General features: G+C 60.4%; 10 protein-coding genes. 1 reads left to right on the top strand and 9 read right to left on the bottom strand.

What is annotated here, in order from left to right; genetic code table 11:
- Positions 1-126: 126 nt before the first annotated feature.
- The 9 genes from csrA to DA373_RS02210 all read right to left on the bottom strand — a co-directional run bounded on the left by csrA (position 127) and on the right by DA373_RS02210 (position 10,211).
- Positions 127-318, bottom strand: coding sequence for a carbon storage regulator CsrA (gene csrA, locus DA373_RS02170; RefSeq protein ID WP_019933193.1), 192 nt, complete (start codon positions 316-318; stop codon positions 127-129).
- Positions 319-581: 263 nt separating this feature from the next.
- Positions 582-3,209, bottom strand: a complete 2,628-nt coding sequence (alaS, locus tag DA373_RS02175) for an alanine--tRNA ligase (RefSeq protein ID WP_107850715.1) — start codon at positions 3,207-3,209, stop codon at positions 582-584.
- Between the two features lie 102 nt (positions 3,210-3,311).
- Complete coding sequence (locus DA373_RS02180) at positions 3,312-3,776, bottom strand: regulatory protein RecX (RefSeq protein ID WP_107850716.1); 465 nt, start codon at positions 3,774-3,776, stop codon at positions 3,312-3,314.
- A 204-nt stretch (positions 3,777-3,980) separates the two neighbouring features.
- Positions 3,981-5,051: a recombinase RecA gene (gene recA, locus DA373_RS02185; protein ID WP_107850717.1), complete on the bottom strand. Its 1,071-nt coding sequence runs from the start codon at positions 5,049-5,051 to the stop codon at positions 3,981-3,983.
- A 74-nt stretch (positions 5,052-5,125) separates the two neighbouring features.
- Complete coding sequence (locus DA373_RS02190) at positions 5,126-5,632, bottom strand: CinA family protein (RefSeq protein WP_408635736.1); 507 nt, start codon at positions 5,630-5,632, stop codon at positions 5,126-5,128.
- A gap of 53 nt (positions 5,633-5,685) precedes the next feature.
- Positions 5,686-6,420, bottom strand: coding sequence for a sulfite exporter TauE/SafE family protein (locus DA373_RS02195; protein WP_107850719.1), 735 nt, complete (start codon positions 6,418-6,420; stop codon positions 5,686-5,688).
- A gap of 80 nt (positions 6,421-6,500) precedes the next feature.
- On the bottom strand, positions 6,501-7,250 hold the full coding sequence (locus tag DA373_RS02200; RefSeq protein ID WP_107850720.1) for a DUF3726 domain-containing protein: 750 nt from the start codon (positions 7,248-7,250) through the stop codon (positions 6,501-6,503).
- Positions 7,250-8,971, bottom strand: coding sequence for a hypothetical protein (locus DA373_RS02205; RefSeq protein WP_107850721.1), 1,722 nt, complete (start codon positions 8,969-8,971; stop codon positions 7,250-7,252). Before DA373_RS02205 ends, DA373_RS02200 begins: the two co-directional genes overlap by 1 nt.
- A 349-nt stretch (positions 8,972-9,320) precedes the next feature.
- Positions 9,321-10,211 carry a LysR family transcriptional regulator gene (locus DA373_RS02210; protein ID WP_107850722.1) on the bottom strand — a complete coding sequence of 297 codons (891 nt, stop codon included), beginning with the start codon at positions 10,209-10,211 and terminating at the stop codon, positions 9,321-9,323.
- A gap of 94 nt (positions 10,212-10,305) precedes the next feature.
- Between DA373_RS02210 and DA373_RS02215 the strand changes: the two genes are divergently transcribed.
- A complete protein-coding gene (locus DA373_RS02215; protein WP_107850723.1) occupies positions 10,306-11,748 on the top strand; it encodes an aldehyde dehydrogenase family protein in 1,443 nt (480 codons plus the stop codon).
- The last annotated feature ends 7 nt before the right edge of the window (positions 11,749-11,755 follow it).

Raw genomic sequence — 11,755 nt, forward strand, 5'->3', positions numbered from 1 at the left:
TATATTACCGCCGGGCCAAAATAAGTCAAACACTTTTCCAACCCGATTTTTCCGTTCGAACAGACTTTGAGCATTTCGCTTCCAAAGCCATCAAAATGAATAAAAAACGCCCCAAAAACTCAAGAATTAATACTGGCTGTCGTCGCCAGTACCCTTCTCGGCCTGGATACGCATGTAGATTTCTTCACGGTGAACGGACACTTCTTTCGGTGCATTCACACCAATGCGCACCTGGTTCCCCTTCACACCCAGCACGGTCACGGTTACTTCGTCACCGATCATCAGGGTTTCCCCTACTCGACGAGTCAAAATCAGCATAAGGCTGCTCCTGTTATGGCAATGTATTAGTAAAAAATGTTGTTTATTATCCGATAAAGGCGACGGAAAACCCAGCCTTCCTTTGGCATGAAATGGGGTGATACCGCACCAAAATCAAGAGGCCTGTCAATGACAGGCCTCTTTTGCACGTTCGGCGTCTCGCTGCCGATTCAAATTATAGACGCTGTAAAAGCAGCACCGGACCCTGAACGCTCATTTCCGACAGAGTCTGTCGGGAAGCTCCAGGGTCAAGGGACACCCGATCAGAGACGCTCGCTCAGCCAGGGAGTGACCGATTCCAGCGCCGCCGGCAGGGCCGCCGGCTCGCTGCCGCCGGCCTGGGCCATGTCGGGGCGGCCACCGCCCTTGCCGCCCACCTGCTGGGCCACCATGTTGACCAGCTCGCCGGCCTTGACCTTGCCGGTGAGATCCTTGGTGACCCCGGCAATCAGGCTGACCTTGTCGCCGCTGACGGTGCCCAGCACCACCACACCGGACTGCAGCTTGGACTTGAGATCGTCCAGGGTACCGCGCAGTGACTTGGCATCCACCCCTTCCAGGTTGGCCACCAGCACCTTGTTGCCGTTGATATCAACCACCTGCTCCAGCAGGGAAGCACCGGCCTGAGCCGCCAGCTTGCCCTTGAGCTGTTCGATTTCCTTTTCCAGCTGACGGCTGCGATCCAGCACCTGACGCACCTTGGCCGAGACCGAGAAGGTATCGCCCTTGACCAGGCTGGCGGCCTGACCAATTTCGTGGTCGAGCTGGTGCAGATAGGCCAGTGCCGCTTCGCCGGTCACCGCCTCGATGCGGCGCACACCGGCGGCAATGCCGCTTTCGGACAGGATCTTGAACAGACCGATGTCGCCGGTGCGGTTGACGTGGGTACCGCCACAAAGCTCGGTGGACACCTCGCCCATGGCCACCACCCGCACTTCGTTTTCATCATACTTCTCACCGAACAGGGCGGTGGCGCCGGCCTGCTTGGCGCCTTCCAGATCCATCAGCCGGGTGGACACCGGCAGGTTGGCGCGAATATCGCGGTTGACCATGTCTTCCACTTCCCGCAGCTCCTGAGCGCTCATGGCTTCCAGGTGGGAGAAGTCAAAACGCAGCCGCTCGGGTTCAACCAGCGAGCCCTTCTGGGTCACGTGCTCGCCCAGCAGCTTGCGCAGGCTGGCGTGCAGCAGGTGGGTGACCGAGTGGTTGAGGGCGGTGGCCTGACGGCGGGCGCCGTCGACAGCGGCGGAGACATCTTCGCCCACTTCCAGGGTACCCAGCTCCAGGTAGCCCAGGTGCAGAATGCCGTTACCGGCCTTTTGCGTGTCTTTTACCACAAACAGGCCGTCGTCCATACGTATCACACCGGCATCGCCCACCTGACCACCGGACTCGGCGTAGAAGGGGGTAGTGTCGAGCACCACGGCGCCCTCTTCACCGGCGATCAGCGCATTGACCGGCTCGCCGTCCTTGAACAGGGCGGTCACCTTGCCCGGCCGGGCCAGATGCTCGTAACCGGTAAAGGCGGTTTCACCGTCCACCTTGATGACCTTGGAGTAGTCCACCCCGAAGTTGGACGCTTCCTTGGCCCGCTCCCGCTGCTGCTGCATCAGGGTTTCAAAGCCGGCCTCGTCAATGCTGAGATCCCGATCCCGCAGCACGTCGGCGGTGAGATCCGCTGGAAAACCGTAGGTGTCGTACAGCTTGAACACCACCTCGCCGGGCAGCACTGTGCCCTCGCCCAGCTCGGCAATGGCGTCTTCCAGCAGCTGCAGGCCCCGGTCCAGGGTACGGGCAAACTGCTCTTCTTCCAGCCGCAGCACCTTCTCGATGATCGGGCGCTGAGTGTGCAGCTCGGGATAGGCTTCACCCATCTGCTCGCACAGGGCACCCACCAGAGTATGGAAGAAGGTCTTGTCGGCGCCCAGCTTGCGGCCATGGCGCACGGCGCGACGAATGATACGGCGCAGCACATAGCCCCGGCCCTCGTTGGAGGGCATGACGCCGTCGGCAATCAGGAAGGAGCAGGAGCGAATGTGATCGGCGATCACCCGCAGGGATTTGTTATCGAGATCGCTGGTGCCCACCGCGTCGGCGGCGGCCTTGATCAGCGCCTGGAACAGGTCGATTTCATAGTTGGAGTGCACGCCCTGCAAGATGGTGGCGATACGCTCCAGACCCATGCCGGTGTCGACGGACGGCTTGGGCAGCGGCTCCATGGTGCCGTCGGCATGACGGTTGAACTGCATGAACACCAGGTTCCAGATCTCGATGTAGCGGTCACCGTCTTCTTCCGGGCTGCCGGGAGGACCACCCCAGATGTGCTCGCCGTGATCGTAGAAGATCTCGGTGCAGGGGCCGCAGGGACCGGTGTCGCCCATGGTCCAGAAGTTGTCTGAGGCATACTGGGCGCCCTTGTTGTCGCCGATGCGCACAATGCGATCCACCGGTACACCAATTTCCTGGGACCAGATGCCAAAGGCCTCGTCGTCGGTCTCGTACACGGTCACCCAGAGTTTTTCCTTGGGCAGCTTGACCACATCGGTCAGGAATTCCCAGGCAAAGCGAATGGCGTCCTGCTTGAAGTAGTCACCAAAGCTGAAGTTGCCCAGCATTTCAAAGAAGGTGTGGTGACGGGCGGTGTAACCCACGTTTTCCAGATCGTTGTGCTTGCCGCCGGCACGCACACAACGCTGGGAGCTCACGGCCCGGTTGTAGGCCCGCTGTTCCAGGCCCAGAAACAGATCCTTGAACTGGTTCATGCCGGCATTGGTAAACAGCAGGGTCGGGTCGTTGTGGGGCACCAGCGAGCTGGACGCCACCACCTGGTGTCCTTGCTGGCGGAAATACTCGAGAAACGCGTTGCGTAACTCAGACGTGGTCATTCGCATGGAAAATCCTGTTGATAGCTTGGTAGGCGTTTACAGGCATAATTTAAAAGGAATGGACAGCAATGTAAAACGCGCCATCGAGCGCGCGGGGGTGAAAAGGCGCTATTCGTCGCCACTTTCCAGGGCATAACGAATGTGATCCGGGCCAAAGCCCCTCGCCTGCAGGTAGCGCATGCGTTTGGCCCGCTCCCTGAAATCGGTGATGGGGGCCTCGCCAAACCGGGCCCGGTAGCATTCCCGGGCCAGTTCAAACCAGTCAGTGTCCTGCTCTTCCAAAGCGGCGGTAATATCTTCTGCCTTCACTCCCTTGCGCTGCAGCTCGGTGCGAATACGCATTGGACCGTGCTTTTTATAAATATGCTGGCGCACCTGTACCTGGGCAAAGCGGGCGTCCTGCAGCCATTGCTGCTGCTCCAGCCGGTCCAGGGTGCGGGCAATCTCGTCGTCACCAAACTGGCGCTGGCGCAGCTTTTGCTCCAGCTCCCGCCGGCTGTGATCCCGCCGCGACAACAGCCGCAGGGCGCAGTCCCACACGGCCTGATCCGGGTTGGATGATTCAAACAACATCGAAGCCTTTATCAATAAGATTAAATACCGAATTATCTGCAGGCGCCGCTTTAGCTGGCGCAAACCGGAAAATTGCACAGCGTTTAAGGCCTGTTGCACAGGCCCTGCCGACTAAAGTGGCAGCTACAACTGGCAGCCAGAGTCGCTCATTGAATGATGTCATTCACATGAAAAGCAAAGGCCGGGCATTGCCCGGCCTTGATATCAGAATTCGGCGTTGCCGTCGGGACCATCCAGCTCCGGCAGGGCTTCGCCCTTGCCGTTGCCCTCATCCTTGGCGGCACCCGGCGCCAGCAGCAGCATCTGGCGCAGTTGCTGCTCGATTTCGTCGGAGATGTTCTTGTGCTCCAGCAGATACTTGATGGAGTTGGCCTTGCCCTGGCCAATCTTGTCGCCCTTGTAGCTGTACCAGGCACCGGCCTTTTCAATCAGCTTGTTCTTCACGCCCAGCTCAATCAGCTCGCCTTCCTTGGAGATGCCGGCGCCGTACATGATCTGGAACTCGGCCTGCTTGAACGGCGGCGCCACCTTGTTCTTGACCACCTTGACCCGGGTTTCGTTGCCGACCACCTCGTCGCCTTCCTTGATGGAGCCGATACGACGAATATCGAGGCGCACGGAAGCGTAGAACTTGAGGGCGTTACCACCTGTGGTGGTTTCCGGGCTGCCGAACATCACACCTATCTTCATGCGGATCTGGTTGATAAAGATACACAGGCAGTTGGCGCTCTTGATGTTGGCGGTGAGCTTGCGCAGCGCCTGAGACATCAGACGGGCCTGCAGACCGACGTGGGAGTCACCCATCTCGCCTTCAATTTCGGCGCGGGGGGTCAGCGCCGCCACCGAGTCGACGATGATCACATCGACCGCACCGGAGCGCACCAGCATGTCGCAGATTTCCAGCGCCTGCTCACCGGTGTCGGGCTGGGACACCAGCAGGTCGTCCACGTTCACCCCCAGCTTGGCGGCATAGACAGGATCCAGGGCGTGCTCGGCGTCCACAAAGGCACAGACCTTGCCGGCGCGCTGGGCTTCGGCAATCACCTGCAGGGTCAGGGTGGTTTTACCGGAAGACTCGGGACCGTAGATTTCCACGATACGGCCGGTGGGCAGGCCGCCGATGCCCAGGGCGATGTCCAGCGACAGGGAGCCGGTGGAGATGGCTTCAACATTCAAAGCCTTGTTGTCGCCCAAACGCATGATGGAGCCCTTGCCAAATTGTTTCTCAATCTGGCCCAGGGCGGCGGCCAAGGCTTTTTCTTTGTTCTGATCCATAAGATGCTCCGCTGAAATTGGCTGGTGCGTAATGCAGGAAACTGAAATTGAGTATACTGTTTATTCGTACAGTATCAAGTGGCGGTGTGTTCAAGCAGCGTCAGGCAGCCTTGCAGGGCCTGCACCACTGTCTGTCGGCGCACGGCGGCCCGATCGCCGTCCAGCCGCAGCAGCCGGCAGTCGAGCCGGTCATGGGTTGCCGAGTAGCAGGCTAGCCAGACGGTGCCCACGGGCTTTTCCGGGCTGCCGCCACCGGGGCCGGCCACCCCGGTCACCGCCACCCCCAGGCCGCAGCCCGAGGCGGCACAGGCGCCGCGCACCATGGCCTCGGCCACTTCCCGGCTGACCGCACCGTGGCGGTCAATCAGTGCTCGGTCAACGCCCAGCATGGTGGTTTTGGCGGCATTGGAATAAGTGACAAAGCCCCGGTCAAACCAGGCCGAGCTGCCCGCAATGTCGGTGACGGCGGCGGCAATGCCGCCGCCGGTGCAGGACTCGGCAGTGGTCATCATAATGCCGCGGGCAAGCAGGGCTGCTCCCAGTTGCTGCGCCAGTGTCTCGGTGCTCATCGCTTTCCTCATTTGCCGAATACGCATGCCGGTATTATGCCGGGGCAAAAGGGTGACGCCAATGACTAACCGGTCAGTGCGGCCCGAATGCCCTGCCACAGCACCCCCAGTGCCGACAGCAGGGAGATCAGCAAAATGGCCGGCCGGGCGCTGTCTCTGTGCACCCTGCGCTCAAGCCACCGGGACAAGCTGAAGCCCAGGAGCACACCTGGCAGCAGCTTCAGCACCAGCGGCAGGGCAAGCAGGCCAGTGCCCCCTTCGGCCATCAGCATCAGCAGCGACAGCGGTGTGCCCACCAGAAAAAAGGCCGCGAGCTCGTCTCGGGTGGTCAGGCGGGGTTGATGCTGGTAAAGCAGGGCCATGGGCGGGCCTCCCACCGAGGTGGCGGTGCCCAGCAGGCCGGAGAAAAAACCGGCTACCATCAGACCGGGGGGCGTGAGTGCCAGATGATAGCGACGGCCGCTCAGCCAGACCGCCAGCAACAGGGCGCTACCAAACAACAGGCTGAGCTGCCAGCCGGTCAGGGTGACCAGCAGCAGAGCGCCACACCAGGAGCCGGGCAAGCGGGCCAGTATGGCCGGCCACACCCGTCGCCAGTTCAGCCGGTGGCGCTGCTTCAGCGCTATCAGCAGCGACAGCATCCAGCCCAGCATCAGCACCGGCCCCGGCACATAGGCGGGATCGAGCAGATACAACAGGGGCGCGGCCAGCAGCCCAAAGCCGATGCCCACCCAGGCCTGCACCAGAATACCGCCGGTGACGATTAACAGCGCCAGCAGCTCGGGGATGGAATACAGCATGGATGTTGTTGGCAAAGACGTTGATGGCAAAAAAGGGAGATAGCCACCGGCCGGATCACCCGTCCGGTGACAAGGGAGCGTTATTGTGCCCCCGCCCCCAGGCGGGAACGTTCGCTGTTTTCCACCAGAATGGCGGCACCGATGCGGTTGATCTCGGCCCACAGGGATTCGTCGATCTCGATACCGTTGTCGATCACGTATTCCTTGTTCTCCGCCAGATCCTCGGGGCTCAGGTAACGGGCATGGCGGTTGCCCTTGGAGCGCTGCAGTGAGCCGGCCAGATTAACCCGGGAGCTGCAGACGATGGTCAGCGCCTGCTGCTCCTCCGGGGTGGTCACCAGATTGGTCGCCGCCTCGCTGAAACTGGGGTAGCGCTCTCCCGCCTTGATGGCCGCGGCATATTCCTTCACCGTACGGCTGCCATTCTGCCAGTAGGCGGTCACGCTGATGCCGCGCCGGCCGCAGTCGGTCAGGGCCTTGAGAGCAAACATGCGGTTGTGACAGTTGTGCACGGTAATGGTGGCAATACCGCTTTCCAGCGCCTTGGCGTGGGCCAGATCCACCGAGGCGGCAATGCAGTTCAGGGCACTGCGGCCATTGCTGTCGATAATGGCCGAGGTGCTGTCTTCATACACGACTGTGCTCAGGGGCTTGTCGGCGTCCAGGGTGAGATAGGGCAGCGCCCGCTCCAGCTCCGCCAGGCCACCCAGACCGTGCTTTTCCAGCCAGAGCACCATGTTGGCGGCATCTTCATAGTTGCCCACAAAGTAGCCGCATGCTTCAAAGCAGCGGCGCAGGGCCGCCTTCAGCTCATTCATTGAAACCTGCATCAGTCGTTTCCTCCCACAGTCGGTGCCAGAGGCATAAACCAGTCGTCGTTATAGGTTCTGCCGATGTCCTCGATCAGCGGAGCCCCCTGATACATGGTGTTGCGAACCCACAGCTTGGAGCGCGGATCGAACTTGCTCACTCCGAAAAACGACAGCTTGCAGCGCAGCAGGTGCATGGGCAGCACGTCATGGGCCAGCAGGTTGGCCTGAATGTCACCATACACACAGCGATTCATGCTCTGAATACGGCGCACGATGCCGCGTAGCTTGGGGCGGGCCACCATAAAGCGGGCCGTGGTGTGCTCCGGGAACTCTTCAATATACTGACACAGCAGCTGGTAACAGCGGTATACGGCATAGCCCACACCCAATGCCATCTGTTTTTCCCGGCCATCGTCCAGCTCGCACTTGCCCAGGCGGGGCTCCATTTTGTCTTCCGAGCGATACCAGAAAATATCCCGGTTTTTCGGATCGCTGAAGTCGATCTTCAGCGCCCAGGCATAGCGCTGTTCAATCACTTCCTTAAGCTGCTGCAGCGGCATCAGTGGATCCAGATCAAGAAACTCTTCCGCGCAGTAATATTCATCCAGGCCGTCCACCAGCTGCGGGTAGAGCTCCAGCATCACCGACACCAGCAGCTCCTGCCCCTGGAGCGAGCAATGTTGCTCGCTCCAGGCCAGCAGCTCGTTCCAGCTTTCCAGACCCACAGCGGCCTGCTCCCGCAACGCCGCGAGATCCTCGATCACCCGGCGATTGTTATCGCTCTGCCAGGCATCTTCCGTCACGGTTTCGGCAATATGCCGAGAGCAGCGGCCCAGCAATTCATCCAGACGCCAGCGCACTCCTTCATCGATATGCCCCAGCGCCCGCACCTGGGCCAGGGCCAGCTCGCGCATTTCGATCCAGCGGTTGATCAGTATGGGGTGATTGATCAGATAGGGCGCCATGCCAAGGCCAGTGGAGTTGCCGATGCCGAAGTAACGCTTGATCTCGGGCTGCATGGCCGTGAAGCGCTGTGGATCCCGCTGTCGGGCGATGTGTTCGACCTGCAGCAGACTGAAGTTGCGCAGCATAAAGCAGGCAAACATCTCGGCCGCAAACGGGCGGGCAAAGTCTGAATAGCGGCTGCTGACCTTGTCCCAGTCGGCCATGCCCAGCTTGCCGCTGCCGTAAACGGCGGTGGTGCGATACAGATAACCCACCTTGGCAATGCAGGCGACATCGGGTTGCTCCCCCCTGCTCAGCTGCTCCACCACATAATCGAAATTGCGGGCACTGCGATTGGCACGAGACAATACAAACACTCGGGAGTCCACCCGGCCGGCTTCCTGCAGGGGAACATTCTGACGCAGAAAGGCCAGGTAGTCGTCTTCGACCCGGCCTTCCACCAGCGCCATGGTCAGATCCCACTTGCTGGCGATCACCCGGTCGTTACGCTCTTCCGGGCTCAGGTAATCGGAAAAAATAACAAAGCTGAACAGGCCCTGGGGGGTGTTGATTTCATAGACAAGAGTGCCATAGCCCTCGGCACACAGCTCCTGACGAGCAATGTTCACCTGCCAGCGTTCCAGCATAATGCGGCGTACCAGGGTACGCATAAAGCTCAACCGGCTTTGATGCATGGCACCCAGTCGCTCCAGATCCATCACCTGCTCTGCCGGGCGCAGCGGTAGTGCATTCGGTCCCCGCAGCGAGGCCTTGATCGCAGCCAACCTCATCATGTTTCTACCCTCGATAATTGCGACATATCCTTGTTGCGCCGTAAACCGGACAGGGTCCGGAACGGCACAGGGCCCGGAGGGGCAGACACCGGTCGGTTACCGCCGCGCCTGCGCTCCTTCCTCCCGCCTCATGCAGCGAATCATCAACCAGGTCAATAAAACCCGACAAGTTAAATGGTTATATCAATTGATAAGGAAAGTTTATCAAGGTGCTGCCAACCCGCATAAATACTGATGGCAGCGTTAAAAACTGACTTACCGGACGGAAACAATCAATCAACAAAAATGAGAGGTTGTGCAGGTTTGTGAGAAGCATACTGCCGGCGCGAAGCCGGCAGGGGGATGTGGTTCAGTCCTTGCGACTGGCCAGAATAAAGTCGACCAGCGCCTGGGCGGGCGGCGTCAGCGACTTGTTATTGAGCTGAATGATGCCCACATGGCGAGTGATCTCGGGAGTATGCAGGGGAATAAAGGTCAGCCGGGTGTTTCCCTGGGGAAAGGCGTACCAGGGCAGCGTGGTAATGCCAAACCCCGCCTCCAGCATGGCGACCAGTGAAATCATGTTGGAAATATAATACTGGGAGTGGGCCAGCAGCGACTCCGCCGCACTGCCTTTAAGCAGGCTGGAGGTGCCGTTGCGGATCAGCCGGTAGGGTTTCAGCTCGCGCCAGTGCAGCTCCTGGCTGGCCGCCAGCGGGTGCTCCTTCAGGCACACCACCCCCAGCTTGTCCTTCCATACCGGGGTATAGCGTTTCTCGCTCTGGTCCTGATCATCAAACAGGCTGGCGATGCCGAAGTCCACCTGCTGGTTTTCCACCATCTTCAGCACCGCGCGGGAGTTGTCGTCAAACACGCTGACGTGCAGCTCGCTGTCACCGATAAAGTCGAGCAGCAGACCCGGCAGAAACCGGCTGGCAATGGAGGGCACCGAGGCCAGCCGCAGATGGCCGGTCTTGTGCTCGGCCAGCAACGCCATGTCTTCAGCAATGCGATCGTGATGGGCCAGCAGCTCCTTGGCCCGGGGAAGAAACTGGCGACCAAAGGGCGTCAGCTCGGTCTTGGCGGTGCGGCTGTTGCGCTTTTCAAACAGGGCTTCGCCCAGCTTGCTTTCCAGATCGCGAATCGACAGGGAAATGGCGGGCTGAGTACGGTGGGCCTTTTCCGCCGCCAGGTGAAACCCCTTCAGCTCGGCCACCCAGACGAAGTGGCGCAACTGCGCTACCTTGAACTCCGGCAACATGATAAGTCTTCCTTATCAGTTAATATCATTAATTAATTTTTATTATTAAAACACAGCTCCTATCATGACTCCAACCAAGTAAAGGAGGTCCCTCATGTCTGATTCCGTATTTCGTAACTATATCGCCGGTGAATGGGTTGAAGGCCCCAAGACCATTGCCAACATCAGCCCCGCCGATCTGAGCGATGTGATTGGCCACTACGCCCAGGCCGACGCCGCCCAGACCCAGGCCGCCATCGAAGCCGCCGAGCAGGGTCAGCAGGAGTGGGCCAAAAGCGGTCTGGAGCAGCGCTACGCCGTGCTGATGGCCATTGGTGACGAGCTGATCGCCCGCAAGGACGAGCTGGGCCGGCTGCTGGCCCGGGAAGAAGGCAAGACCCTGGCCGAAGGTGCCGGTGAAGTCTACCGCTCCGGTCAGTTCTTCCATTACTATGCCGCCGAAGTACTGCGCCAGATGGGCGAAACCGCCGATTCCGTGCGCCCCGGTATTGAAATTGAAACCCGCCGCGAGCCGGTGGGCGTAGTGGGCATTATCACCCCCTGGAACTTCCCCACCGCCACCGGCGCCTGGAAGATCGCTCCGGCCCTGGCCTTTGGCAACGCCGTGGTGTGGAAGCCCGCCAATCAGGTACCCGCCTCCGCCTGGGCGCTGACCGAGATCATCTCCCGCCAGAATCTGCCCGCCGGCACCTTCAACCTGGTAATGGGCCCGGGCGCCGAAGTGGGCGACGTGCTGATCAACTCCCGTCAGGTGAATGCCCTGACCTTCACCGGCTCGCTGGAAACCGGCCGTCGGGTAGCCGCCGCCACCGCCGGCAATCTGGTCAAGTGCCAGCTGGAAATGGGCAGCAAGAACGCTCTGATCGTGCTGGATGACGCCGATCTGGACAACGCCGTGGAATGTGCCGTTAACGGCGCCTTTGGCGGCACCGGCCAGAAGTGCACCGCCTCTTCCCGCCTGATCGTCACCGAAGGCATTCACGACCGCTTTGTGGAAGCCGTGGTTGAGCGCATGAAGAAGCTGGTGATCGGCCACCCGCTGAAGGAAGGCGTGCACATCGGTGCCGTGGCTGATGGCCGCCAGATGGAGTCCAACCTCAAGTACCTGGAGCTGGCCAAGCGTGAAGGCGGCAAGCTGGTGTATGGCGGTGAAGTGATCAACGAAGAGACCGAAGGCTACTACATGCAGCCGGCGCTGTTCGTGGACACCACCAACGACATGACCATCAACCGGGAAGAAGCCTTTGCCCCCATCGCCTGTGTGATCAAGGTGAAGGACTACGCCGAGGCCCTGGCCACCCTGAACGACACCAACTTCGGCCTGACCGGCGGCATCTGCACCCAGTCACTGAAGTACGCCAGCGACTTCAAGCGCAACGCCAAGACCGGCTGCGTGATGGTCAACCTGCCCACCGCGGGCACCGACTATCACGTGCCCTTCGGCGGCCGCAAGGATTCCAGCTTCGGTCCCCGCGAGCAGGGTACCTACGCCAAGGAATTCTACACCGTCGTGAAAACCACCTACATCCGCGCATAACGGAGGC

It is taken from the genome of Oceanimonas marisflavi (assembly GCF_003049725.1).
Classification (GTDB): Bacteria; Pseudomonadota; Gammaproteobacteria; order Enterobacterales; family Aeromonadaceae; genus Oceanimonas; species Oceanimonas marisflavi.